The 26614-nt window shown below is 56.8% G+C and carries 13 protein-coding genes; 4 read left to right on the plus strand and 9 right to left on the minus strand.

Annotation, left to right across the window (positions count from 1 at the left end):
• Positions 1–207: 207 nt before the first annotated feature.
• Together ABGM91_RS09870 and ABGM91_RS09875 are read right to left on the minus strand one after the other, a co-directional pair.
• Entirely contained in the window at positions 208–1998 is a 1791-nt protein-coding gene (locus ABGM91_RS09870) for a chloride channel protein (RefSeq protein WP_215427880.1), read from the minus strand.
• Positions 1995–2438, minus strand: a complete 444-nt coding sequence (locus ABGM91_RS09875) for a PTS sugar transporter subunit IIA (RefSeq protein WP_290566509.1) — start codon at positions 2436–2438, stop codon at positions 1995–1997. The genes ABGM91_RS09870 and ABGM91_RS09875 overlap by 4 nt, the downstream gene beginning before the upstream one ends.
• Before the next feature lie 216 nt (positions 2439–2654).
• Here ABGM91_RS09875 and ABGM91_RS09880 point away from each other — a divergent pair, with 216 nt between their 5' ends.
• Positions 2655–3194: a hypothetical protein gene (locus tag ABGM91_RS09880; RefSeq protein WP_215427876.1), complete on the plus strand. Its 540-nt coding sequence runs from the start codon at positions 2655–2657 to the stop codon at positions 3192–3194.
• Between the two features lie 98 nt (positions 3195–3292).
• Positions 3293–3913: a hypothetical protein gene (locus ABGM91_RS09885; protein WP_215427874.1), complete on the plus strand. Its 621-nt coding sequence runs from the start codon at positions 3293–3295 to the stop codon at positions 3911–3913.
• A gap of 143 nt (positions 3914–4056) precedes the next feature.
• Here the strand turns inward: ABGM91_RS09885 and ABGM91_RS09890 are convergent, their stop codons facing one another.
• From ABGM91_RS09890 to ABGM91_RS09915, 6 genes are all read right to left on the minus strand, one after another.
• Positions 4057–7062: a GDSL-type esterase/lipase family protein gene (locus ABGM91_RS09890; RefSeq protein ID WP_354831949.1), complete on the minus strand. Its 3006-nt coding sequence runs from the start codon at positions 7060–7062 to the stop codon at positions 4057–4059.
• Positions 7063–7159: 97 nt separating this feature from the next.
• Positions 7160–7933, minus strand: coding sequence for a hypothetical protein (locus tag ABGM91_RS09895; protein ID WP_354831951.1), 774 nt, complete (start codon positions 7931–7933; stop codon positions 7160–7162).
• 679 nt (positions 7934–8612) lie between these two features.
• Positions 8613–10046 carry an efflux transporter outer membrane subunit gene (locus ABGM91_RS09900; protein ID WP_354831954.1) on the minus strand — a complete coding sequence of 478 codons (1434 nt, stop codon included), beginning with the start codon at positions 10044–10046 and terminating at the stop codon, positions 8613–8615.
• Positions 10047–10087: 41 nt separating this feature from the next.
• Positions 10088–13303, minus strand: a complete 3216-nt coding sequence (locus tag ABGM91_RS09905) for an efflux RND transporter permease subunit (protein WP_354831957.1) — start codon at positions 13301–13303, stop codon at positions 10088–10090.
• A gap of 68 nt (positions 13304–13371) precedes the next feature.
• Entirely contained in the window at positions 13372–14631 is a 1260-nt protein-coding gene (locus tag ABGM91_RS09910; RefSeq protein WP_215427866.1) for an efflux RND transporter periplasmic adaptor subunit, read from the minus strand.
• 225 nt (positions 14632–14856) lie between these two features.
• Complete coding sequence (locus ABGM91_RS09915) at positions 14857–17001, minus strand: M3 family metallopeptidase (RefSeq protein ID WP_354831961.1); 2145 nt, start codon at positions 16999–17001, stop codon at positions 14857–14859.
• A gap of 120 nt (positions 17002–17121) precedes the next feature.
• On the opposite strand from ABGM91_RS09915, the gene cimA reads away from it, so the two are divergent.
• Positions 17122–18756: a citramalate synthase gene (gene cimA, locus ABGM91_RS09920; RefSeq protein WP_354831964.1), complete on the plus strand. Its 1635-nt coding sequence runs from the start codon at positions 17122–17124 to the stop codon at positions 18754–18756.
• A 940-nt stretch (positions 18757–19696) separates the two neighbouring features.
• Here the strand turns inward: cimA and ABGM91_RS09925 are convergent.
• On the minus strand, positions 19697–26005 hold the full coding sequence (locus ABGM91_RS09925; RefSeq protein ID WP_354831966.1) for an RHS repeat-associated core domain-containing protein: 6309 nt from the start codon (positions 26003–26005) through the stop codon (positions 19697–19699).
• Between the two features lie 308 nt (positions 26006–26313).
• On the opposite strand from ABGM91_RS09925, the gene ABGM91_RS09930 reads away from it, so the two are divergent.
• Positions 26314–26526: a DNA/RNA-binding protein gene (locus tag ABGM91_RS09930; protein WP_012421062.1), complete on the plus strand. Its 213-nt coding sequence runs from the start codon at positions 26314–26316 to the stop codon at positions 26524–26526.
• Positions 26527–26614: the final 88 nt, after the last annotated feature.

Genomic DNA, 26614 nt, shown 5'->3' on the forward strand with positions numbered 1-26614 from the left:
GGGGTAAAAATGCAAGTTTGTTGTTATTTTTAACCTGACCCCTATCGTGAAAAAAGAGGATGGAAAAATTGCGTTTTTAAGCTGCTCCGTGTTTCCGGGAAGGGAGCCCTGCCTCCGCCGGGTGCCGGACGGGATACCGCCGGAGAGGCGTACAGTGCTCCCCGCAAGTTTTCCGGAACGGGGACGTGGCCTGGAAAAACGCCGTTCCTATTGCAGTTTCTCCCGCCGCATGATCTCGGAGAGCACCAGGTAAAGGTCCGTCTTGTTGACGACGCCCAGCAGCAGGTCGTTGTTCGGGTTGACCAGCGCCAGGGATTCCGCGCAGTGGGGGCGCGAGAAGATGCCCAGGGCTTCCGGAAGGTGCATGTCCGCGGGCAGGGTGGGCATGTCGCTGCGCAGCACGTCCATGGCCAGGACGGCCTGGGCCAGCTCCTTGTTGCGGGCGAAGGCCGCCACGTCCTCCGCCACTACGCTGCCCAGGTACTTGCCCGCGGGGGAGGTGACAAAGATGGGCTGGGCCGGGTTCTTGATGAGCATGGAAGCGATGGTGCCGAATTTGTCCAGGGGGTGGACCACGGGCGGGTCCTTGCGGGCCACGTCCTGAAGCTGCACCTGGGCCAGGGGCTTGTCAAAGGTGCTTCTGGGGCCGAAAGCCAGGGAGTCATGGTACATGGACTGGGCCTTCGTCAGCCGCGCCATGCCGTAGGAGACCAGAACGCCGATGATCAGGGGGAACATCATGTGCCCGGCCATGGTGAATTCCACCACCAGCACCAGGGAGGTGATGGGGGCGTTGGCCGCCGTGGTGAAGAAGGCGGCCATGCCCACCAGGGAATAGGCGATGGCATGGTCCCCCGGCACGCCGAGCTGGGTGAGCGCCGTACTGAACAGGAAGCCGCACACGCTGCCGATGGTGAGGCTGGGCGTCAGCGCGCCCCCCACCGTACCTACGCCAAAGACGATGGCGACGGTGAATATTTTCAGGAACAGCAGGATGCCCGCCCGCGTGGCGTCAAATTCATAATGAATGAGGGAGGTGATGATGTTTTTGCCGTTGCCCACAATTTCCGGGTAGAAAATGGCGATGACGCCCACCAGCATGCCTGCGGCCATCAGGCGCACGGGCAGCCACTGGCGTTTCCCGTTCAGGTACTGGCGGGATTTTTTAAGGATCAGGAGCCAGAAACTGGCTACCAGGGAGGCCAGCGCGCCCAGCAGGACGCACCAGAGCACATGCTGGTTGCCCGTCAGGGAAACCTCCTGCTGGAGCTGGTAGATGGGGGCCGGTTCATGGAACAGGCCCATCGTAAAATATCCCGCGCAGCTCGCCACCAGCAGGGGGGCCAGAAAGTCAATGGTCAGCGCGCCCAGCACGATTTCACTGATGAACAGGCCGCCGGCCAGGGGCGTATGGAAGGCGGAGGACATGCCGGAGGCCGCGGCGCAGGCTACAACCAGGCGCAGGCGCGGCGCGGAGAGGTGGAAGAAGCGCCCCAGGGCGGACCCCACTACGGCGGCGGCCTGCACCAGCGGGCCTTCACGGCCTATGGAGGCGCCGGAGCCTACGGAGAAAACGGCGGACAGGGAGCGCAGCAGGCTGGGCTTGGGGGGGACGTAGCCATTGCCCAGGGCCACGGCTTCCATGTATTCCGTGGCCTTGGCCGGGACAAAGCGGTGCGTGAAGAGAAGGGTAAGGCCGGCCAGCAGGCCGCCCGCCGCCGGGACGAAGATGCACCACGCCCAGTCCTCACGGGCCATTTCCTGAAAGACCTGGATCTGCTTGTAGCTGGTGCGGCCCGTCAGGAGGTCCTGCACCAGCTCCACTCCCCATTCAAAGACAAGGGCCGTCAGCGCGCCTAGCGCGCCTACGACGACGGCCCAGATGAAGATGACCTGCTTGTCCCCCAGCTTGACTTTTTCACGCAGGCTCAGCGCCATGCGGAGCCATGACCAGGAGATGTGCGTTTTTGCCGCAGGCTCGTTCTTCTTGTCCGTCATTGCAGGGCGTGTTGAAGGGACGCCAGCAGGCTGGCTTCATCTCCCGTCCATTCCCCGTTGGGGCCCAGAGGAGCGTTTTTATGCCACCGCAGCAGCTTCTGCATGGTGGTCAGGTAGCCGGTCACCATGGCGGTGGGAACGCCCAGCATGACGATGAGATGGGCATGGCGGCCGTCGTCCGGCCAGAGGATTCCTTCCGGGCTGAGGCCCACGGTAACCTGCATGGAATCCAGGGCGCTGGTGCGTCCGTGGGGGACGGCCAGCCCGTGGTCCAGGTAGGTGGTTTGCGTTTCCTCGCGCAGGAGGACGGCATTCTTGATATGCCTTAGCTGGCGTTCGTCAAGGACTTCCGCCATGGAATCCGTCAAGGTTTCCAGAGCCTGTTCCTGAGTGGTTGAGGGCTGGAACGTGCGTACGTGAATTTGAAGATTGTCTGCCACCGGATCTGCTAAAGGCTTTTGACTTTTAATTCTATGAAGGGAACCCTGATTATCAAGGAAATTCTGGTCTGCGGACGGGGAAGGGCGCTTTCCCGGAGAATTGGGGGCGGGGAAAATGGGGGAGGCCCTTTCAGGCGTGGCCGTTTTGCCCCAAGCGTGGCGCAACGGCCTGTTTTTAGGCTTTCTCTTCCGCGGGAATGAAGCTACCCTGCCGCCATGATGCAGGATTCAGAGGTCATCAAACTCGTCAAACCCGTTCCGTCCGACCGCCTGGCCACCCAGGTGCTGGTGATGTGGTATAATACGGTGCGCCCCAGGTGGAAGAAGCCCCTGGACTTATCCATTACCGCCTTCTTTGTGCTGATGACGCTGTACTCCTTTTCCCTGCGTCCGCTGCCCATCTTTGCATGGCTCTCCCTTGCCGGGGCGCTGATGGCGATCATCCTGTCCTGGTTCTACGTTCCCTTCCTGGCGAAGGCCGCTCTGGCCGCCAACAAGAAGGTGCCCATGTACCACCAGGAGAAGGATTACGTTTTTCATGAGGATTACCTGACCTTTTCCAGCAAGGGCGTTGAGCCCATGAACATTCCCTACGACCGCTTCACCACCCTGTGCAGGACGCGCCACGCCCTGCTGTTCCTGTTTGGAAAAAAGCTGGTGCTGTGGCTGCCGATTCAGCTCATGAGCAAGGAAGAGCTGGCAAGCATCCTGAGCAGGTTCCGGAACCACGGCGTGGAAGTGCGGGATATTTCCTGAGGCGGCAAGCCGTTCATGGCTGTTCCGGAACAGTCGCAAATTTGCCGTTTCCGCGCCTTTTTTATTGAGCGCGGGGTCAAAACGGGTAGGGTATTTCCATGTCACGTTACCATGGAGAACAGGTTCTGGTGGTGCCCCGCGCCGCCTTTGAGGAGGCGGGGTATTTCCAGGGCCACCGGGAAGGCGGAGAAAAGTATCTGAATGCGTTCATGAAGCCGGGAGTATCCTCCTTCATGGACCGGGAAGCGGCGGAAAACGACCCTTCCCACAAGCAGATCATCGCCTACGCCATTTTCTGCCACCAGGGCCGCATTCTGCATTACACGCGCGGCGGCTCCGGCGGGGAGGCCCGCCTGCATGACAAGGGTTCCATCGGCATCGGCGGCCATATCAACCCGGTGGACCGCCAGTCCGGCCATGACGACGTTTCAACCTACCTGGCCGGAGTGGAGCGTGAAATCCGGGAGGAACTGGTCATTGACGGCGGCTGCACCCAGCGGGTGCTCGGCGTGATCAATGACGATTCCAATGACGTGGGCGCCGTGCATCTGGGAATCGTCCACCTGTTTGAGCTGGATACGGACCAGGTGCGCGCGAATGAAGCCGCTCTGGCCAATCTCCGCTTTGTGGCTCCGGAGGAGTTATCCGGGAACCTGTTTGACAAGCTGGAAACCTGGTCCCAGCTTGCGCTGGAATTGTTTAAAAACCGGGAATCCTGAGGGTTCCCGCCTCATGGAGAGCCGGTGAGGGCGGCAATGCCCCCCCTCCCATGCCGGCCATGGCTGTCAACAGGAAGCCCCCGCAGGCGTTGTGCCGCGGAGGCTTCCCTCGTCCATCAGGGCCTGAAGAAAACAAAGGGCCGTTAATGGAACATTTTTCTGCGCCGCCGCCACAGCAGGGCGGCCAGCCCGGCCAAACCCAGGGAGGCGCTGCCCGGTTCCGGAACCTGGGCGAAAACCATGGCGGAATTGGCCTGGGGGTCCGTGGACATGGCCGCATCATGCAGAACGCCGTTATTCAGGAATTTGATGTTGTCCAGACTGGCGGGAATTTCCGTCAGGGAAAGGGTGTAATTGCTGGCGCCCGTGATGTCCACGATGACCATGTCCGCGGTAAGCCCCTGAAGCGTGAAGGAGGCATGTTCCCCCAGAATGAGCGTGGTCAGGCCGGAAACTCCGTTCAGGACCAGGCCGCTTCCGGCCTCAATGGTCACGGTGAGAGCTCCGCCCAGGGAATCCAGTGCGGTATGGGCATGGTTGACCGCGGAAACGTGCGTGAAATCCGTCAGGGATGCCCGGAAATGCTCCACGGTCACGTGGTCCAGCACCAGGGTTCTGGTGCCGCTCACATTCGTGCCGCCGCTGATGGTGCCGGCATACTTGTCAAAACCGTACGCGGTGGTGCCGGAAGAAAGGTCCTGGATGCGCACGACGGAGTTTCCCGTAACCGTGCCGCCGGAGCCGCCTCCGGAGATGTTTCCCCAGACGTTCCCGTTGCGGAGCGTGGCGGAGTTCCCGGACACGGTGACGGACGTATTCCCCTGCACGCTCCCGCCGGAGCCCCCGGCGTAAATATTCCCCCTGACCGTGCCGCCTGTAACGCGCACATTGCTTCCCTGCAGGATGGCGCCTCCCTTGCCTGCGCCGTAAACGGAGCCGTTGATGACGCCGCCCGTAACGGTGGCGTTGGACCCGCCGTAAATGGAGCCTGTCAGGCCGCCGCCCATCACGTCTCCGTTGACGGTTCCTCCGTTCATGTAAACGCTGGCGGTTCCGCCAATGGTTGTGGCGGCGTTTTTGGCATTGGCATAAATACCGCCCATGATCTGGCTGGAGAAGGTGCCGGAGTTAACCACAATATCCACATTCCCCTTGATGTCCGCGGCATAGGAGCCCACCACGGAGGAGGAATTCGTGCTGGTGAAGGTGCCGAACGCGGCGTTTTCCGCGGAGAATTCCAGATAGACATTTCCCGTGACGCCGGCGCTGTTCACGGCGCCGAAGACGGTGCTACCGCCCGTGGCGGCGTCCGTGAAGCGCAGGCCGGCATTTCCGTTAAGCGTGCCGGAGGCTCCATGGGCCGCGTACCAGGAGGAAGCCTGTCCCTCGTTGGCGATAGTCAGCCGGACGTCTCCCGTATAATTCCCGCTGTTAGCATAAATATACGTGGCGTTTCCGGAGGCGATCGTGACGCCCACGGAGTTTCCGGCGGTACCGGCGGAGGAATCCGCCGCGGCGCGCGCATTGAAGGTGCCGGAACAGTTCTGGTTGGAGGCGGTGTGGGTGAAACCCGTTTCCGGCCAGGTCATATTGCCTTCCGGAGCGCCTCCGGCGCCGCTGTTGTCCGCTCCGGCGGAGATGAAGGCGTTTTCCTCATTGGCCAGGCCGGAGGAAGAGGGAGCATAAGACCCCGTCCCGTCCATGGCCAGGTCCTTCAGGATGGCGCTGCCGCTGCCGTCATACCGGATGGTGACGCCGTTGCAGCCGGAACCGGAGGTGACGGAAAGCGCCTCCCCGATCAGCATGTCACCCAGCCAGACGTAATAGCCGCCTTTCAGCCCTTCCAGTTCATTGCCCGTGACGTACGCCAGGCGCAGGTTTTCCGTATTGGCGGACATGTCCAGGGAATACAGGATGGCATCCCCCCATTTGATATAAGCCTCATTAATGTTGAGCGTGCCGTAAAAGGAGCCGTTCCCCAGGCTTACGCTGAACTGGTCCGTGGTGTTCCAGCCGTTTGCCTCACCGTCACCCAGAACCAGATTGAAATCAAAGGTAAAGCCGTTTTTCAGGCTGGTCCCCTCCGTCCATGTCCGGGAAATGGAGCTTGTTCCCGCCTGGCCCAGGCTGATGCCTTCCGCGCCCGCGGCAACGTTGGAGAGGGAAAACCCCGCATTCGCCAGATCCTGCACTCCGGACCATGCGGGCATTCCTCCGCCCTGGTGGAAATTGACGGCCATTTCCCCGGCGTCACGGCGCAGTTGTCCGGCGGAGCGGCCCGCATAGCCCAGGGCTTTGGCGATGTTGCCTGCCATGAGCAGGTCTCCCTGGGCGTTGGGATGGAGTCCGTCCGCCGCGGGATTGTTGAACATGGACCGCACGCCGTAGAACGGCGTGGAGGAGGCCACGTCAATGAGGCCCCTGTTGACGTCAATGACCGTGACGCCCGGTTTGGACTGCCCCCAGGACTTCAGGGAGGCATTGTAAGTCTCCACCGCCTGGTGGGTGGCGTCCGAATTGCCGTTGGAATGCTGGGTCCAGCAGGGAATGGTGAGAACGATGACATTCGCATCGCTGTTGGCGGCGTGCATGGTGTCCACGATGGCGTCCATGTCTCCCAGAAGATCCCGGGTAACGGTGTCAATGCGGTCGCCCAGGGTGGCGTTGTTCCCGTCAGACAGAAGATCGTTGGTGCCGATCATCACGAAAAAAGTATCCGGAGTATCCGTTCCCGTGAAAGTCTGCCCCTGGTAGGCTGCACCGTTTGCCTTGGTATCTGAAAGTCCCAGCCAGTTGGAGATGTTGGAGCCGTCAAACCTGCTCCCGTTTTTCCTGCCGGATATTTCCCAGGCCCTTGCGCTTGCCTGGGAAGAATGTTCGTTATTGAAGGACTGCCCGCCATAGGACGTTCCGGGCGTAACCCCTCCGGAATAATTTCCGGTTTTCACGCCTTCCGCGTTGCAGGAAATGCCGTTGTCCGCAAATATCTTGTGAAGGGCCCAGCGGTAGGAGCCGCCGTTCATGCCGTGGGTGATGGAATCCCCCACGTACATGACGTTTCCCAGGTCCGTTCCGGCAGGGGCGCCGGTGGCGGAGGGGATGGCCGCCAGCAGGAAGGCAAGCAGGGAGAGGGGGAGCCTGGTTTTCATGAAGGCAAATAAAGAATAATAAACAAGTGTTTGAAAAAAGGGTAAATGAAAACGGCCATCCCTGAATGGAGCGGGATGGCCGTGCCGGGGAAAAGGGCTAGGCCCTGCGGCGGCGGATCATCAGCATGCCCAGGCCCAGGATACCGAAAGAGGCGGCAGCCGGTTCCGGAACGGCGTTCAGGGCGTATTCCTTCATCTGGTCTTCCGTCAACGCCCCCAGGTACAGGTCAAAATTGCCCAGAGTATATTCCCCCGTGACGCTGTTCGGGGCGCTCCAGGTGCTTCCGGAAGCGTCCTTGGCGGAGAAATTGATCTGGTTTATGGAGACGCTGCCGAATTTGACGCCGGAACCGCTGAGGGAGGCTACGGTAGCCAGCGTGGAGGTATCATTGCCCAGCATGGCGGAAATGGTGACATTTCCGTCATTGTAAGTATAGAACAGGGTAAGGGGCTGGTCAGGGGAATAACCGGAAAGCGTCTGCGTTTTCCAGGGGGAGGAAGCAGCAGTCCCCCCATTGTAGTTAAAACCTCCCGCGCACAGGGTGAGGTCTCCGGAATCTGTGAGCCGAAAGCCTATTCCTTCCAGATTCTTGTAATTGGAGGTGGTGTTATAGGTAAACAGCAGGCCTGTATCCGTTCCCGGAGTGACGGACAGGTTGGAAACAGTCAGCGCCATCGTCCACGGGGTGGCTCCGCTGCCGGTATGCACGGGCACCGTGGCGGGAGAGGAAACATTCAGCGTATCTCCATTGCTTCCGTCATAGATGGTGTAATCCTTTGAATAAACTGGATCCAGGCCATTGATGGAAGCGCCGAAGGACAGACTGCCTCCCAGCACGGCGAGCAGGAGGGACAGGTATTTGGTCTTCATATTGATTGCTGTAGCAAGGTTAGGGAAATATTCTCGCGCAAGAGAACGTCCGTTTTTTATCGGATTCCTAATCCGCTTGTGCCTCCACCCCGTGCAAGCGTGGATAAAGTCCAGAGAATCATACTGAAAGGGATGGTGATGAAAAGACCAGTTCCTTGAAATCCTGATGAAAATCAATATTTTATGATAAACAATGCATTCAACGTTAATATTTTTAATTGTTGGCGGATTAGGAATCCGGCAGGACGTTGAGAATCAGTCGTAAAAGCAGGAGCAGCATCGGCTTGTTGGTAATGATGGAATAGAAAAACCAGAGATTATTAATTCCTGAAAAACACAGCGGAATTCTCCACCGGCATGTTGATGGTGAACGAATTTGATTTGAACCTATTCCCAGATTGCTTCCGCTCTCCGAAACCCGGAGCATAAAAGGGAAGCCGGGGGAGGTTCCATGTCCTCCGGATCATGAGGCGGCGCAGGTAAGAGGATAATCCATTGAGCTTTCCGTTCCAGCCTCATGAATCCCTTCCGCCGGGACAGGGAAAGCGGGCAGGCAGGGAGTGGATTGAAGGGCGTCCGTTGTCCGCTGCACGAAAAGCAAATTCCCCGGCAAGTTGTACTTGCCGGGGAATGGAAAAAACAGTCAAGGAAACTCCCGATTTGAAGGGAGCCGCGTTTTTTATCGCTTGGGCGGCCCGTCCATGATAGCCTTGTGGCTCATGTTCCAGCCGCCGCCCAGGGCCGTGTACAGGGAAACCAGCGTACTGGCGTGCTGATAGTAGTACTGGGAAAGCTGGATCTGTGCGGGATACAGGTTCTGCTGGGCGTACAGCACTTCAATGTAGTTGGAAAGGCCCGTGCGGTAGCGTTCAAAGGAGAGCGTCACGGCCGTATGGTAGGCTTCCACGGCTTCAGACTGGGTGGACGTGATTACGCGGAGCTTGGCCCGCTGGATCAGCGTGCTGGAGACTTCCGCCAGGGCGTTCAGCACCGTCTGCTCATAGTCGTTGCTGGCTGCCAGGAATTCGGCCTTGGCCGCTTTCTCGGAGGCCGTCAGCTTGCCCGCCTGGAAGAGGGGGCCGGTCAGGTTGGCTCCCAGCCCCCAGCCGCTGCGGCGCCCCTGCACGTGGCTCAGGTCGGCGGAGGCGAGGCCGCCCGCCGCCGTCAGGGAGATGGTCGGGAAGTAGTTGGCAATGGCTACGCCCACTTCCGCATTGGCTGCGCGCAACTGGTATTCCTTCTGGCGCACGTCCGGCCTTCTGGACAGGATGTAGGCGGGAATGCCGGCGGGAACCTGGATGTTATAGGCAATATCCCGAAGGCTGCCGGAACGGCGGATATGGCCGGGAGTACGCCCGGCCAGGACGGAAACGGTGTTTTCCAGATTGGCGATCTGGGCCTGGATGGCGGGAATCTGGGCCTGGGAGGAGGAGAGCGCCGCCTTGGCGGAGGCCACCTGGAGCCTGTCCCCCACCTGGCCTTCAAGCTGTTCGTCAAACAGCCGGAGGGATTCGGAATAGGACTCTACGGATTTCTGCAAGATGGCAAGCTGCTCGTCCAGCTGGAGAAGCTGGAGGTAGGAATCCGCCACCTGGCGGAGCAGGGAGAGCATGAGCGCGCGCTGGCCTTCTTCGGAAGCCAGGTAATCCGCACGGGCCGCTTCCGTCATCCGGCGCGTCCTGCCCCAGATGTCCAGTTCCCAGGAGATGCCGCCGTCAATCGTGCCGGGCGTCAGGGTATTGCCGCCGGTCTGGATGATGTTGCCGTTGGTGTAGTTGGCCCCCTTGCTCAGGGTGCCGGAATAATCAGCCCACGGGAAGAGCGGGGCTTCCGTGATGGTGATATACTGGCGGGCCTTTTCCACACGGGCCATGGTGGCCTTCAGGTCGCGGTTGTTGTTGTAAGTGTCCGTCAGGAGGTCCTGGAGATCCTTGTTCTTGAAGACTTTCCACCAGGGCAGGTCCGCAATGGATTCCGTGGATGCGGGGGCCCCTCTGAATGCGGTGGGCATGGGCATGTCCACCGGCTTGAAGTCGGGACCCATCATGCAGGAGGAAGCCGTGATGGCCGTCCCCAGCAGAATGGCGCGCGTGATGTATTGATTCGGTCGCATAATGGCGTTTTGTCTGTTTTTAAATGGTTTCAGGGCTGTTTTTATCCTTTCAGGGATTCGTGGGCCTCATGGAACAGGTGCTTGCGGGCAATGATTTCATCCGGATCCTCCGTTTCCACGGTCTTCCGGGCGATGCGGACGCGGAAGAGCTTCATGATGAAGTAGAAGGAGCAGGGAATCAGGAACACGCCCACCACCGTCGCCATCGTCATCCCGGCAATCACCACAATCCCGATGATATTGCGGGAGTAGGCGCCGGAACCGGAGGCCAGGGCCAGCGGAACGCAGCCCAGGATGAAGGCGAAGGAGGTCATCAGGATGGGACGCAGGCGGATTCTGGCGGCGGAAAGCGTGGCTTCCATCAGCGTCTTGCCGCGTTCCATTTCAATGACGGCGAATTCCACGATCAGAATGGCGTTCTTGGCCGCCAGGCCGATGAGCATCACCAGGCCGATCTGCGCGTACAGGTTCAATTCATAACCGAACCAGTACAGGCCCAGGAACGCCCCCAGCGCCGCAATGGGCACCGTCATGAAGATGCTGAGCGGCAGGGACCACCGTTCATACAGGGCCGCCAGGATCAGGAAGACGAAGATGGAGGAGAGCATGAAGATCTGCACGATGCCGATGCCGTTCTGAATCTTCTGTTCCTGATAGCTCATGTCCGCATAGCTGTAGCCCATGTCTGTGGGCATGCTGGCTTCAAAGGTCTGTTCCAGCGCCTCCATGGCCTGGGAGTTGGAGTAGCCCTGGGCCGGGGTGACCATCAGCTTGGAGGAATTGTACAGGTTCTGGCGCAGCAGGAATTCCGGCCCCTTGATGTCCGTGATCTTCACGAGGGTGGAGAGGGGGACGGAGCTGCCCGAGTCGTTCTTCACATAGAAGTTCTTGAGCATGTCCGTTCCGGTGCGGTCGCTGCCCTGCGCCTGGATGTACACCTGCCATTGCTGGCCGTACAGGGTGATGTAGTTGATGAACAGAGAGCCCATGTAGGCCTGGAGCAGGTTGTTGGCTTCACTGATGCTGACGCCCAGCGTGGCGCACTTTTCTTCATCCAGCCGCACGTCCTTCTGTTCCACGGCGAAGGACATCACGCTGCGCACGCCGCCGTTTTTCTGCGGGTTAAAGATCGGGAGTTTGCTTGCTTCCTTGACAAAGATGTCCGTCTGTTCAGCCAGGTATTCCGTGCCCTTGCCGTCGCGGTCTTCCAGCATGAAGGTGACGCCGTTGGCGGAACCCACCCCTGCGATGGCCGGGGGCTGGAAGCACATGGTGATGCCTTCGGAAACCTTGGTGCTCAGCAGCCCGTTGAGCTGGGCGGTGACCGCCTTGGCGCTCTGGTCCGGATTGGGGCGTTCCTCCCATGGCTTGAGCATGACGAAGAAGAAGGCGTTGTTCGTGCTCTGCACCCCGGTCAGCAGGCTGAACCCGGAGATGGCGATCACGTCTTTCACGTTCGGATTCTGGCGGATGAGGTCGGAGACCTTGTCCGAGGCGGCCGTCGTCAACTGCAGGGAGCGGGCTTCCGGCATGATGAGGGCCGCGAACAGGTAGCCCTGGTCTTCGTCCGGCAGGAAGCCGTTGGGGATTTGCTTGGCTACGGGCAGGATGGCGTACGCGATCAGGGCCAGGAGCGGGATGGAGATGATGAGCTTGCGGGTCAGGAAGTGGCACACCTTGGTGTACCCGCTGGCCGTGGCGTCATAACCGCGGTTGAAAATGCGGTAGAAGAATTTCAGCGGGCCTCTCTTGTTCGGGTCCTTGGGCTTCAGCAGGATGGCGGAGAGGGCCGGGGAAAGCGTCAGCGCGTTGAACGCGGAGATCAGCATGGAAATGGCAATGGTGACGGCGAACTGCTGGAACAGCGTGCCCGTAATGCCCGGCAGGAGCAGGGAGGGGAGGAACACTGCCGCCAGCACCAGGGCAATGGCGATGACGGGACCGGACACTTCCTCCATGGCGGCGAAGGCCGCCTGGCGTGGAGTCAGTCCGCGTTCCATGTGGGATTCCACGGCTTCCACCACCACAATGGCGTCATCCACCACCAAGCCGATGGCCAGCACCATGCCCATCAGACAGATGGTGTTCAGGGTGAAGCCCAGAAGCGGGAACAGCGCAAAGGTGGCGATGATGGAGACCGGCACGGCAATGGCCGGAATCAGCGTGGCGCGCCAGCCCTGGAGGAAGACGAATACCACCAGCACCACCAGCAGCAGGGCTTCCACCAGCGTGTGCTCGATTTCCTCAATGGAAGCGCGCACGGCCAGCGTGGTGTCCAGCGTCAGGTTGTACTCCATCCCGGCGGGGAAGCTGCGGGCGCGGTCTTCAAAAAGCTTGACCAGGGCGTCCACCGTATTGATGGCGTTGGAGCCGGGGGCGGCGTACACGGCGATGGCGCCGGAATCCCTGCCGTTGTACTTACTGGATACGTTGTAGGTCTGGGAACCCAGCTCCACCTTGGCGATGTCTTTCAGGTAAAGGAGCTTGTTCCCGTCCGCGCGGATGATGATGTTTCCGAACTCTTCCGCCGTCTGGAGGCGCCCCTTGGTCTGGATGCTGTACGTGAATTCCGTTCCGGGAGGGGCCGGTTCCGCGCCGATCTGGCCGCCGGGAATCACGGTGTTCTGCGCCCGGATGGCGGACTGGACTTCTCCCACGGAGATGTTCTGCGCGGCCATCTTCGTGGTGTCCAGCCAGATGCGCATGGCGTAGCGTCCTGCGCCGAAGACCTGCACGTCACCCACGCCGGGAACGCGTTTCACGGGGTCCACCAGGCTCACGTACGCGTAGTTGCTCAGGAAGATGGCGTTCAGGCTGTCGTCCGGAGAAAACAGGTTGATCACGGCCAGCGGGCTGCCGGTGGACTGGGTGATGGTGATGCCCATCTGGGACACTTCCGCGGGAATCTGCGCGGTGGCCTGCCCGTAGCGCATGTAGGCCAGCGTCTGGTCCATGTTGGGGTCCGTGCCCACTTCAAAGACGATGCTCAGGGAGCAGATGCCGTTGTTGGCATTGGTGGAGGTCATGTAGTCCATCCCGATGACGCCGGAAATGGACTGTTCAATGGGGGAAGCCACGGAATTGGCCACGGTCTCCGCATTGGCGCCCGGATAGGTCGCCTGCATCTTGATGGTGGGCGGAACGATGTTCGGGTACTGCTCCACGGGGAGCCCCATCAGGGCCAGGCCGCCGAGCAGGATCATCACGATCGAGATGACGATGGCGATGGTCGGGTGTTTGATGAAGAAGCTGGACATGGTGTTAAATCATGAAAGTGCGCGGGAAAGGCGGGGAAGGGGTACGGGACTTCCCCGGAAAGGGGTGGTTATTTGGCGGCCGGCTGGGCTTCGTCATGCTTCATGCCTTCAGGCGTCTTGGCCTTCTCAAAGGACTGGGCGCCCACGGAAGGAAGAACGGGCTGGGAAACCACGGGCTTGTAGGGCAGGGGCTTCACGGGCTCCTGTCCCTGGACCTTGGCCGCCTGCATGATACCTTCCACCACGATGGGGCTGTCCTTCGTGAAGGTGGAGTGCGGCATGGGAACGATGTTGACCACCTGCATGCCGTCAACGACGGGGCCGAGGTTTACCACCTGCATGTGGGGGATGTTCTTGTCATCCAGGTAAATGATGAACTTGGCGCTCTGGGCGGCCAGGATGGCGCGCGGGGGCACCAGCGTGGCGTTTTCCAGCGTCTTCACCGTGGCGCGGACGCGGACGAACATGCCGGGCCGCAGCGTCAGGTTCGGGTTGGGGATGTGGCCTACGATGTTGATCGTGCCGGTCTGGGCGTCCACGTTTCTGTCAATGGCTACGGGCTCGCCCTGCATGGGGAATTCCGTGCCGTTGGCCAGGATCACGTCAAACTTGAGGTGCTTCTGCTTGGTCAGGTTGCTGTCCATGGAGTTCAGGAAATCCTGTTCACTCACGGAGAAGTCCACGCGGATGGGGTCAATGGCGGAAATGGTGGTCAGCGGGTTGGGGCTGGAGGGCGTCAGCAGGTTGCCGATGGAAGGGGTGGCGAGGCCCGCCAGGCCGGAAATGGGGGCCGTGATGGTGGTGAATTTAAGATTGATTTTCGCTTCATCCACCTGGGCCTTGGCCGTGGCGATGGCGGCTTCCGTCTCCTGGACCTGCTGCAGGGCGTCGTCCAGCTGCTTGCGGCTGACGGAACCGGTCTTCACCAGCGGCGTGTAGCGGTCCACATCCAGCTTGTACTTCTTCAGCGTGGCTTCATATTGTTCCAGGCGCCCCTGGGCCTGGTCCAGCGTCGCCTGGAACGGGCGGGGGTCAATCTGGAAAAGTACCTGGCCTTTTTTGACGTAGGCGCCGTCCTTGTAATCCTTGGAAAGAAGGTAGCCCGTCACCTGGGAGCGGATTTCAGCATCTTCCGTGCCGCGCAGGGTACCCACCCATTCCTGCCTGATGGGAACATCCTTGGTCACCAGCTTGGTTACCTGCACTTCGGGAACGAGCGACGGCATCTGGCCTGCGGCGTCCTTTTTTCCTTCACAGGACGTTAAAATCATCACCGGAGAGCACAGGAGCAGGGTTGTGGCGGCAATCGTCAAAGGCTTGTTGTACATAAATGAAATGCGGTTGGTTGCAACTGGTGCCGGAAGATGCGGCAGAGCAGGCGAATTTTGCTTCTTTTTCTCATAAAGTCAACGCAAAGATGTGTTCTGCTATTCGTGAAATATCCGTAACATGTGCATATTGAACGGATAATTTAATTGAACAAATGTATAATATGTTGACTGCGGAATGTGTCTGCCGCGGCAGCCGCTTTCCGGGCGTCTGCACGCCTGCGGTCAGGAGGACAGCCGCCTTTTGCGGAGCATGGCGTCCATGGACGGTTTTCTGCCCATGAACTCAGTGAACTGCTGCATGGGCGGGACCGTATATCCTTTCTCCAGAATGGCTTTCCGGAATTTTCCTGCGGTCTCCCTGTCCGGTCCTCCCGCGCGTTCAAAGGCTTCAAAAATGTCCTTGTCCAGCACTTCCGCCCAGCGGTACGCAAAGTAAAAGGAGGCATAGCCCGCGGGAGAGGAAAACAAATGACGGGCCGTGCGCAGCTTGCCGGTACGTTTGAAATCCTTGAAATAATCCATATCTCCGGCTACGGCGACGTCCACGCCGTCAAGGGGGCCGGCGGCGAAGCGCTCCGGCTCCAGATGCACGGCCAGGTCCGTTTTAGCGTACAGGAGCTGGCCCGCCAGGGTGATGGCGGGCGTGTTGCCGCGGGAAGCTTCCAGGGCGCGCAGCATATCCTCCGGAATGGGGAGCCCCGTTTTCTCATGGCGCGCGAAGCTTTTCAGCACGTCCGGATGCCAGCACCAGTTCTCCATGAACTGGGAGGGGACTTCCACAAAATCCCTCGGTACGCTGGTGCCGGCCAGGGAGGGGATGGAGACCCTGGTGAACATCAGGTGGAGCAAATGGCCGAATTCATGGAACAAAATCCTGGCTTCCTGATGGGAAAGAAGCGGTGCGGCGTCTCCCGCAGGCGGCTGGATATTAAGGCAGACCATGCCCAGGCGGGGCTTGCCCGGGTTCTCTCGCGTGGACGGGCTCCCCGTATCCAGGGCGTTCATCCATGCTCCGGCCCTTTTGCTGCTGCGGGAAAAAAGGTCCAGGTAAAAAGACCCCAGGCGGTTGCCCTTTTCATCATCTATGGTGAAGAAACGGACGTCCGGATTCCAGAGCTCCACGGCTCCGGCGCCCTTCCCGGCGGGAACCTCCGCCACCCGGATGCCGTACAACTGTTCCGCCAGGGAAAACAGGCCTTTCATGACACGGGGGAGGGGGAAGTAACGGCGCAGTTCTTCCGGGTCCAGCCGGAACTGCTCCTTTGCCTGAAGGCTGGCGTAATACGCCATGTCCCAGGGATTCAGGCGGGCGTTTTCCTGTTCCGTAAGACGGGCCTTCAGGCGGCGCAGGGTTTCCATTTCACGGAAAAAGGGGGCTTTTACCTTGTCCAGCAGCTCATTCACGAACTTCATGGCGTTCTCTCCGTTCCCCGCCATGCTCTCCCGCAGGGCATAAGCCGGATACGTTCCATACCCGCACAAATGCGCCTTTTCAGCACGCAGGGCAAGAATGTCGCGGATGACCGGCTCCGTGTCACAGGCCCCAGTGGCGACGGTCTGGAAATGCTCCCACAGCTCCTTCCGGCATTCCTCACGGCGCGCCTTCTCCATCACGCGGGCCGCGGCCGCGGAATCCAGGGTAAAGGTCCAGCCCGGGCCGGAGTGGCCGGGATTCCGTTTTTTGAACTCATCCTGCGCCTGTTGAAGAGCTGTCCGGTCTATCCCTTCCAGCAGGGAGGCGTCCTGCACCGTCCATGACCACGCTTTCCGCGCATCCATGTACAGGTTATTGAAACGCTGGGTAGCGAGGGCAAGTTCCCGGTCAATGGCTTCAAGCCGGGCGCGCCGGTCCGGGGGAAGGTCCGCCCCGTTGTCCCGGAAGCTCTGCATGGTGAGCTCCATGTACCGTTTCTGTTCAGGGTCCAGGTTAGCCGTCCGCAGCCGGGATTCCGCGGTTTTCAGGACGTTCCACAGGGCCTGGTTCTTGGTGATGGAGGAAAGGAAGGCGGAGACGCGGGGAGCGGCGGAATCCATGGCCTTGCGGAGTTCCGCGCTGTCGCACAGGCTTTTCAGGACGTAAGCCTTGCGCATGCCTTCCAGCAGGGGGGCATTGCTATTTTCCAGCGCCTGGAAGGTATTCTCATAAGTCATCTCTTCCGGCCGGAGGCGGCTGATCCGGTCCACGGCGGCTTGCGTGAGGCGCATGGCTTCCCGGATATCCGGTTCCAGGCGGTCGGGCGTCAGAAGGCTCCAGCGGATGGGGCGGGAATTGTCCAGAAAAGGATGGCCGGAGGAAGACGCCGGAAAGGGCAGGGAACAGAAAAGAAAAAGAATCAGGGGGAGAAAATAATGCCGCAGAGACCGCATGGGGGTATCCTAACGGAAGCGCCGCACTCCTTCAAGCTTCATGCTTTTCGTGTCTGCATCAGGGAAAAAACGGGGCCCCGGTCTTGAATGGAACCGTATTTGCATGTATGAACAAAGGCGATGTCCACCAAAATCTTTCTCTACGATACCACGTTGCGCGACGGCGCACAGAGTGAAGACGTCAATCTGAGCGCGACGGACAAGGTCCGCATCGCCCGGCAGTTGGATTATCTGGGTATGGACTACATTGAGGGGGGCTGGCCCGGCGCCAACCCGGTGGAGACGGAATTTTTCAAGGCCATGAAGGACGTGGAACTCAGGAAAGCGAAGCTTGCCGCCTTCGGCAGCACGCACCATCCCGCCCACACTCCGGAGACGGACCCTACGCTGAACGCCCTGGTTTCCTGCGGCGCCCGGGTGGCCGCCATCTTCGGCAAATCCTGCCCCCGCCATGTGGAAGTGGCGCTGGGCATCTCCCGGGAGCGGAATCTGGAAATCATCGGCAATTCCATCTCCTACCTTAAAAAGAATCTGGAAGAAGCCTTTTTTGATGCGGAGCACTTTTTTGACGGTTTCAAGCGGGACCCGGAATACGCTCTGGCCGTGCTCCGCGCCGCCCATGAGCACGGAGCGGACTGCCTGGTCCTGTGTGATACCAACGGAGGCGCCATGCCGGAGGAAATCGGCGCCATCATCCGGACGGTCCGTGAACGCCTGCCGCAGGCCTCCCTGGGCATTCACGCCCACAATGACTGTGAACTGGCCGTCGCCAACAGCCTGGCCGCCGTCAGAAACGGAGCCATTCAGGTGCAGGGGACTGTGAACGGTATCGGGGAGCGCTGCGGAAACGCCAACCTGTGCTCCGTCATTCCCAACCTTCAGGTGAAGATGGAAGGCTTTTCCTGCCTCAGCGACGCCTCTCTGACGCGGCTCAAATCGACCGCCGCCTTCGTTTCGGAAGTCTCCAACCTGGCTCCCTTCCGCCGGCAGCCCTTTGTGGGGAACGCCGCCTTCGCCCACAAGGGGGGCGTGCACGTGAGCGCCATTATGAAGGACTCCGCCCTGTACGAGCACATTGACCCCTCCCTGGTGGGGAACGCCCAGCGCGTGCTGATGACGGAGCAGGGCGGCAAGAGCAACATCCTCTCCCTGTCCCGCACCTTAGGCTTTGAACTGGAAAAGGGAGACCCCCTGCTGGACGTGCTCTCCGCCGCCGTGAAAAAAAACGCCGCGCTGGGATATGACTATGTGGCCGCTCCGGCCAGCGCGGAACTGCTCTTCCTGCGGCACATGCCGGACAGCGCCCTGAAGCCGTACTTCAACATCCTGCGCACCGTGGTTCTTACCTCCCGCCATGAAATGGATCCGGACATGATGGTGGAAGCCTCCCTCAAGCTGGACGTCCACGGCAACGTGGAGCATACCGCCGCCGGCGGCTTCGGCCCCGTGCATGCGCTGGACCGCGCCTTGCGCCGCGCCCTGACGCGCTGGTACCCGGAACTGGAGCAAATGCACCTGATCGACTACAAGGTGCGCGTGCTCTCCCCCACCCGGACGAACATTCCGGACGCGGCGGAAGAAAACGGCACCGGCTCCAATGTCCGCGTGCTCATTGAATCCTCGGACGGCGTCGCTACCTGGACTACGGTGGGCGTCTCCTACAACATCATTGAGGCCAGCCTGGAAGCCCTGGCGGACGCCGTCACGTACAAGCTCTACAAGACGGAGCAGGCCAGATGGCGCGCGGAATGCTGATGGACGGCGCGTCCTCCAGGGAGCTGAAAGCCGTTTTGATATTGGTGCTTGGATAAATTCTTTGAAAGGTTTTCCGTATTAAGGAGGCTGTCTCTTTTCCAGAAACGAGGTAAGAATTTCTCCCATGGAAAAGAGTGAAAAGGTTATTAGAAAGAAGTAATTACATTGTTTTCTATTGTTTCCGTTATGGAAGATAATATGTTATTTCTAAACATATAGTTACATCTTCTTATCCAATAAATATCATAGAAAGAATCAAATGAAAGCGATGAACAGCCTCCTGCACTGGCGCGTTTAGGCACTCAACCGGCCGAATACTTCACCAACATCAGCCGAGGATGCAGGGAATTGAGGATTCATTCATCCAGTTCTATGAATGCCATAAACGGCCTTAAGAGTTGGAAAGACCTGCCCTCCATGCATAAGACATCCTCAAACAACATCGCTCTAAGCTAACCAAGCCTTCTGGAGTGGTTGCTCCATACTTGCAAAAGAATACTGTCATATTGAACAGCTCTTGAAACTGGATAAACATATATAAGGTTTACTAACCTGTCGTTCATTTTAAGGTTCTTTATCTGCTTAGATATATTCTTATTCGCCATAAAACTATTTTAACGTAGTTTTTTCATCAACATTTTAAATACGCCCTTCACAGCCAGGTAAATATAAAAAATAAATGTATGAATAAACCCCCATGAGCATCCATAGTCCAAAATTAAAGGAATGCCCGCGATGTCATTAAGACTTTTATAAGCCGGCAGGGAAAATGCTATGCAGATGCTCACACCTCCTACCAGAGGAATCCATGATGCATTAGTCTTTCTTAAGATATATCTTTTGATAAAAATAATCCAATTATAAATGATAACTAAAGTCCCTATGAGAATTAGAAACCAAAATAATGATTGATATATTATATTGTAAATCATAGTTAACATTAGTTTTTTGGAGGGGTGTAAATTCTTTGTTTAGCAGGAAGAAGTCGTTTGAAGAATCCATCAAGTCCTTTACCAGTAGGACACGAAAGAGAGCTTTTAGGAACCACATAGCTTCTTACGTTCCATACAGGTGCAAATAGATTTTTCAAACCTGGCTGCCATTTTCCGGACCACATATAATTCCATACGGTTGGAGTGCCTTCCATTACCCATGAATTTGGGGTTAGATCCGATCCCCATCGTGAGACTGTTGTCACTTCAATCTCAGTAGATTCAACTAATACTTTTGGGCAACATTTTGTCGCCGGCGTAGTAAAAGCCTTAGCTCCTAAAGCTACTTCTGCACCAGCAGCAATGCTATTTGCCGCTTCCGTTGGAACTCCTACAGATTCAGCGCCTTGAACTATGGCTTTATAAGTCATTGTCGAATCAAATTCGCCGGTAATAATCACACGAATACCTGTACTTGCCACATCACTCCCATGGACAAACAGAACTACTCCTCCAGCTGTTGTTACAGGTTCGGGGGTAAAAATGCCAATTGCTCCTGCAGTTGCTTCAAATCCTCCTCCAACTACTTGTAATACCCCTGTTGCTCTATTGACAACCTTGTATTCTCTGTCTATTTTTTTAATTTTTTCAACAGTCAGTGTTGCTGTACGCTTAGTTCCCTGCCATACTAAATTGGCATTGTGTTTGGTGCCATCTATCCACCACTGTAAATCACGGCCAAGATAATCTTGGTTTTTAATTCCATTATTTTTAACAAAAACAAACAAATTTGCACCTGCTTCTTCTGTAAGTGGATCACGGCTGATCCATCTTCCATCGAGTGGGTTGAGATGGCGGTAATTATAATAAATTAGACCCATTTCTTCGTCCATATACTCACAGGAGAAACGGAATTTATTATTTTGAGCTATTTTCCCATGTGCTGTCAGAGTGTCTCCAAAGGGTGCATACTCATAGCGGCCTCTTCTCTCTGCATCATCTCCAAAGATAGAAGTGACATTCTTGAGCACATCATGCATGAAGTAGAGATGCTCGTCTTGTTTTGCTGCATTTTTCCATTGCGTCATCAATATGCGCGTGGCTGTTGGTTCGGTGGGATCCCACAGATAGCTCTTTTCCAACATGGGCTGGGAGTGCATTAAATCCAGCTGAGCTATTTGCAGGTAGTCACGGTATAGGTAATAAAGGTGGCTGACGGTACTTCCGTTGATAGTCACTTTTTTGCTGAAACGACGTCCCATATAGTCATAACCGCAGGCAATAATGGTACGTCCATCTTTACTGGTAAACCGGACAGGGCGATCATGGGCGTCGTAAGAAACATTCCAGATTCCCGTTGAAGTTTTGATCGTGATCTGATTGCCGTCGGCATCATAGACGGGGTCAAAAAATTGTTGTTCCGGAGTGGAGGAGGAAGAGTTGAGAGGGGAGTTAATGATGTTTGTGTATTGATTAAGAGGATTGACTCTGTAGGAGATTTCTTTTTGCAGTTCACGGGCAGTTTTACGGTTGCCGATGTTGTCGTAGGAGTATATAAAGCTTCCTCCTCTGCTGGTACGGTCTTTGACCAGCTCGCTGCGGTCATTGTAGGTAAAATCTCGGATTGTTGCCAGTAAGTCTTTATCCCAAGAGTCCTGTCGTTGGGTGGGGCGCATCAGACCATCATAGTTGTACTCATGGAAGGCCGCTAATTCACCATCCGCTCCCTTCTTGTAACCGATGGCAGTCACGAGATTTAGTTCGGGATGATAGGTGTTTTGGCGGACCATGCCGTTGGGGTAAGTAAGATGGTTAAGAAAGCCGCTGGTTGGATCATACTGCCACGTGAAGGGAGACTCCAGGCCTTCCAGATTCATCCCGATGATGGCACCTTTGGAGTCATAGTCAAGATGGGAGTACTGGATGGTTTGGGTTCCGAGCATCAGGCGATAGCCTTCCGAACGTCCCATGGCATCGTATTCTTCCTGGAGGCAGCTCTCTACTGTCCCAAAGGAAGTCTCTTGGGTCATGCGGCCATAATTGTCATAAGAAAGTTCCTTTAATCCAGAGGCGTCCCGGATGGAGGTTATTTGTCCCAGGTGGTTATAAGTAAACTCCCATCCAGCAGTAGCATCATTATGATAGACGGAGACGAGTTCCCCGGTGAGAGGAGCATAGGCGTAGGTGGTAACGACCCCTCTCGCCTTGGTCAGCGTCTCTAGACGGTTGAGGCCGTCGTAGGTTTTGGAGATACAGGACCCGTCGGCATAGGTCTTGTTCAATTCCAACCCCGTAGCTTCGTCATAGAGCCAGGTGGTGGTATCCCCGTCGGTACGGCCGGAAGGATCGGTGGTAATGTCGCCTTCGTCTGCTCGGAAGGTAGTCAACGTTACCATATGATCGGCTTCGTCGTAAGTGAAACAGGCCGGCTGGATGGCAGTGCCGTACGCGGCAGTTTTTCTGCCGCGTACGTCGTAGGAATAGCAGGCAGTACCTCCCCAGGCATCGGTGATGCGGGCCACGGCATCGCAGCAAGGCTGGTACCTGGTGGCCGTCAGATTGCCGGCTGCGTCCGTACTTTTGACGGGACGTCCGGCAAGGTCGGTTTCAATCGTCGTGATATTGCCTCTGGAGTCGGTCTGTTTTAGAATCATGCCCGCGGAAGTGTAGGACCGGTTCTGTGAAGAATGAATGCCTGCGTGGCTGGTTTGACTAACGGTGAATCCGTCAATGATGCGAGTTTCGGCTACTACACTGGAAGTGGGTATGCTGCTAAATTGTATGCGTTGGGTAGCAGCAGTGTATTCCGTCCAGTGGATGCTCCGTTGTCCGTAGATATCCGTCGCGATCGTTTTCTCTTCCAAAATGGGACTTAGCTGCGAAACCATATTTTCTATGTGTTGAATAAGGGGTAGTCCTTGTTCATTGTGATTAGTAGATGTCTCTATTTGATAAATACCGTCTTCGCCAGCTCGATAGTATGTGATACTTTTCGAGATTTGATTTTTAGTAGGATCATCTGGATAAAGCTCGTCTAGAAGAGTGGCCTGCTTCAAAGGGATTCCAAGCTCACTGTAAGTAATAACGGTGGGCGCCATATTATCTATTTGGATACGTGTAAGCTGTCTTTTGTCATTATAAGTATTCTTAGTAGCGATGAATTTCCCAAGACTATTTGGTTGTTCTTTCCGTATAGGTTGGTTGAAACCATTAGTTAAAGAGCGGGAGAGAATTACCCCTTTGGATAGGGTGGTGGTCAGGATACCTTCCCCGGTTAGTTCCAGTCGGGTCTCCGTTTCGCGCTGGCCGGTTCCTCCTTGCCAGAGAATAGTGCCATCGTAGTACTTTCTGGTAATCAAAGTGGCTCCGGAAGGAGTAATCACAGTAGTAGTGAGCCGATCCTCACTATAATGGGTCCGTGTCACACGTCCCAGTATGTCTATAGAAGAAACGACCGTTCCAAGATCGTCATACTCTGTCCTTTCCACTGTAGTCATGGACCCCACGTCGCGGCGCGTGGCAATCGTCCTTCCCGCCGCATCATAGCTGTAGGAAGTAATTGTTTCTGGAGTGGTCTCAGTAGCTGAGCGGATGGTTTCCACCAGCTGCTTGGCTGAATTGTAGCCGTAGCTGGTTGTGATGCCGTCTTCGTCGGTTTCCCTCAACGGCCCGCAGCACATCCATTCCGTCGTGCTGCTTCTGCCGTTGCCTTTGGTGGCCTTGATCAAGTTGAGTTCCGCATCATATTCGTAGTCTTCCGATGAGACCAGAGACCATTCTTTCCCGGTATGAACATACTGTTCGTTTCTGGTGGCCGTACCGTTTTCAGCGATGTATTGCACATTTCTAGTACTTTGTCCCGGAATGATGCTTCCATTGGCCTGAATGGTAGTTGTTAATTTGTGGATGGCCCGGTAGTCCGTAGTGGCTTCATAACTGTAGACGGTCTGCACGCCAGCGATACTCTGAAGAAGTTTCTTTCTCCCCCGGGCATAGGGGTATTCGGCTTCTTCCCCATAAGTCTCCTCCACGCGCGTATGGACCTGGTCGGAGCCCAAAGCGGCTTCTCTCACCGTAGTGCGGTTGACTTGCGGTGTATCTTCATACGTGTAGGTGCGCTTAAGAAGCTCCGTTTCTTCCCCGTTTTCGGCAATGACCACTTCGGTTTCCGTGGCGGGTCTGAAGTCGTTAAAGCGCAGGTCGGCATATGTCGTGCGAGTTCCCTTTTCACCTCCTCCCGCCCAAGGAGTAGCTTCCAGCGTCACCCGCCCCTGCTCGTCATACTCATAGCGCGTATAACCGCCGTCGGGCTTGAGTTCCAGAGACACCCGGAACTGGTCGTTGTAGGTGTAAAGCGTTGTTTGTTGGCTGGGGGTATTGTAGCCTTCCGTCCGGCTCAAGGTCAGCCAGCCTCCCTCGGTATTCTTCTTGACCGTCCGGGTACAGGAAGAAGGAGTTTTCTCATTGATCCTGCGTTTATTATCAATCATTTCCCACTTCCCGTCAGGCAGTAGGTTTCTTTCTATCGTATGTATGAGTCGCTCGTCACCCTCGCCTTGAATGATGGTTACATGGCTGCCCTCTACTCTCCGCTCCGTATGGAAGATAGGCATGCCTTCCCTCTGCTCGGCGATGTGCATCACGTTGACTCCATTTTCCACACTCGTCTGATACCTGACCGTTTTATAAGGAGTTCCAGTTCCAATAAAGCTACCGGATATCTTCTGTACCTGATCTGGAGTATACCATTGAAGGATAAGTCTGCCGTCTTCCGGTACGGCTTGAAGAAGACCCTCGTACTGGGACCAGATGCTTTGCACGGCTCCGGTGGCTGGATGGCGGTTGACCTGAAGTTTTTGAGCATAGTCCTCCGCCGTGGTTTCTACGCCGCAAGAAGAGATTAAAGAGACGACCTTTCCGGTGGCGGCCGAGAAACGCAGGATGCGTCCGTTGCTCTGGACCATGTCCAGATAGGTAGGTTCCCCCTCGGTACAGGGGGATTTGTCTTCGTTAAGCAGCCGGACTCTGTAATTAAGCTTGCGGGAATTTCCGGAAACGGGAGCCTCCGCACTGCCTTCAACCGCCTGGAAGGAGATGGAACTCCCAGTGGGACGCCTGACGCTTAACCGGCGTGTTTGAGAATTCCAGTCACAGGTCCACTCCAGGGGATGCTTGTAGCGAAGCCCAATAGAACCCTTAGATAGGGAGCGGAAGCTGAAGGAGGCAAAAAAGTTGGTGTTGCCGCCTCCCGAACCTTCCCCGTCCACCTCGAGCATGCCCTGGCAATCATCGGCTTCATCAGGATTGCCGCCGAAGGGATGGCTACCGGCGGAATTTGCTCCTCCATTCTTGTCGCAACTGGTTTGATCAGTTTCTTCATCACATTCACAGGAACAGGGGCATGGACATCCCTCCTCTTCCGGGGCACTGGAAGAGGAGGAAAGAGAACTGGAACTGCTGCTGGAAGAGGAGCTGGAGCTCGAAGAACTCGATGAACTGGACGAGGACCAGGAAGAACTGCTTGACGAGGAGGAGCTGTTTGAAGAACTCGAACTGCTGGAGGACGACGAGCTGGAAGACGGAGCGCTGCTGGAGGAAGATGAAGAAGAGCTGGAGCTGCTGGATAGAGATGAACTGGAAGAAGAATCCGGAAGCTCGGGAACCCAGGAACTCTGCTGGGAGCTGGAAGACGAGCTGCTGGAGGAGGAAGAGCTGGAACTGCTGGAAGAAGAACTGGAGCTGCTACTTGACCTGGGGTCAAACTCAAAGGAATCTCCTCCCCCTGCCGAGGAACTGCTAGACGAGTTCCCCTCCTCCTCTTCCTGGTACAGGTTGACCAGCGTCAGCACCGTTTCTCCCTGCTTGCCGGGAGGCATCGTCTCCTCTGAAAGGTAATAGTCCAGGTCGGGCTCTCCTTCCTTGTCGCACATTAAGGCAATGCAGAACTCTTCTTCCGACCCCAAGGAAGGCTGGTATTGATGGACGATGTGGCACCAGTAATAGCCCTGTTCGAAATGAAGCTGGCGGCAGAGAGGGGTGGAAGAGCCGGCCTCCGTGGCAAGTTCCAGCTCCTTGGCGGGGATGGAAAGGGAAATGGAGGAGCGGGCATGAAGGTGGAGAAAACAGGTGGAGGGAGCCATGACCTTAAGGTATCCGAACCATTCGTGGCGGGAGGGGGAGGAAGCGGTCCGTTTGGGAACGAGAACGGGAGCGGTGAGGCCGTTGACCAGGAAGTTTCCCTGGGGCTGTCCGTTGGGGTACATGGGAATGAAGGGGTAGACGGTGTCCATGGCACCGATATCGAAAGTGTTGTTCATGGTAATGAAATGGTGTTTGTTCAATGGTTGCCCCTACCATGAAACAAAAACTACCAGTGTAAACACGCCGCGAACGTTATCTCTAAATATTAAAGTTTATGGGGGAAAATTTGACTCTTTTTCAATCACTTCCGATCGAAATTTGGATATTTGAAAAGAGGTATAAATGAGGAAACATGGTGAATGAAAGAGGGAGATAAAAATTTGTTGAAAGAGAAAACCCGGGATTTCATGGCAATAAATCATTGACCCGCCGGGAGGGAAGCTCTATCCTGAAAGCCTCATTCAACCGGAGGAAGATTACAGCCGTGGAGGACGATATTATTTGCACAGAAAAAATCATTGCGGAACGCAAGACGTTCTTTCTTGATCTTAAACAGAATGCGCGCGGCAAAGTGGTGCGTATTACGGAAAAGGTGAGTTCCAACCGGGACCGGATCATGGTTCCCGCGGAAATTCTGGATGATTTCATCGCCGCTCTCCAGGATATCCGGGAAACGCTGAAGCAGCAGGGGGAATAATCCCCCCTGTCTTTTCTTCTTTTTAACGCTGGCGGGGCTGTGGTTGTCCCGCTTTTTCGCGGTATCCGGATGGCTGGGAATCCGGCAG

The sequence above is a fragment of the Akkermansia muciniphila genome (assembly GCF_040616545.1).
Lineage (GTDB): Bacteria > Verrucomicrobiota > Verrucomicrobiia > Verrucomicrobiales > Akkermansiaceae > Akkermansia > Akkermansia muciniphila_E.

Coding starts and splice junctions, on each gene's coding strand:
- ABGM91_RS09870 (WP_215427880.1), bottom strand. CDS start 1,998: ATGACGGACAAGAAGAACGAGCCTGCGGCAAAAACGCACATCTCCTGG.
- ABGM91_RS09880 (WP_215427876.1), top strand. CDS start 2,655: ATGATGCAGGATTCAGAGGTCATCAAACTCGTCAAACCCGTTCCGTCC.
- ABGM91_RS09885 (WP_215427874.1), top strand. CDS start 3,293: ATGTCACGTTACCATGGAGAACAGGTTCTGGTGGTGCCCCGCGCCGCC.
- ABGM91_RS09890 (WP_354831949.1), bottom strand. CDS start 7,062: ATGAAAACCAGGCTCCCCCTCTCCCTGCTTGCCTTCCTGCTGGCGGCC.
- ABGM91_RS09895 (WP_354831951.1), bottom strand. CDS start 7,933: ATGAAGACCAAATACCTGTCCCTCCTGCTCGCCGTGCTGGGAGGCAGT.
- ABGM91_RS09900 (WP_354831954.1), bottom strand. CDS start 10,046: ATGCGACCGAATCAATACATCACGCGCGCCATTCTGCTGGGGACGGCC.
- ABGM91_RS09905 (WP_354831957.1), bottom strand. CDS start 13,303: ATGTCCAGCTTCTTCATCAAACACCCGACCATCGCCATCGTCATCTCG.
- ABGM91_RS09910 (WP_215427866.1), bottom strand. CDS start 14,631: ATGTACAACAAGCCTTTGACGATTGCCGCCACAACCCTGCTCCTGTGC.
- ABGM91_RS09915 (WP_354831961.1), bottom strand. CDS start 17,001: ATGCGGTCTCTGCGGCATTATTTTCTCCCCCTGATTCTTTTTCTTTTC.
- cimA (WP_354831964.1), top strand. CDS start 17,122: ATGTCCACCAAAATCTTTCTCTACGATACCACGTTGCGCGACGGCGCA.
- ABGM91_RS09925 (WP_354831966.1), bottom strand. CDS start 26,005: ATGAACAACACTTTCGATATCGGTGCCATGGACACCGTCTACCCCTTC.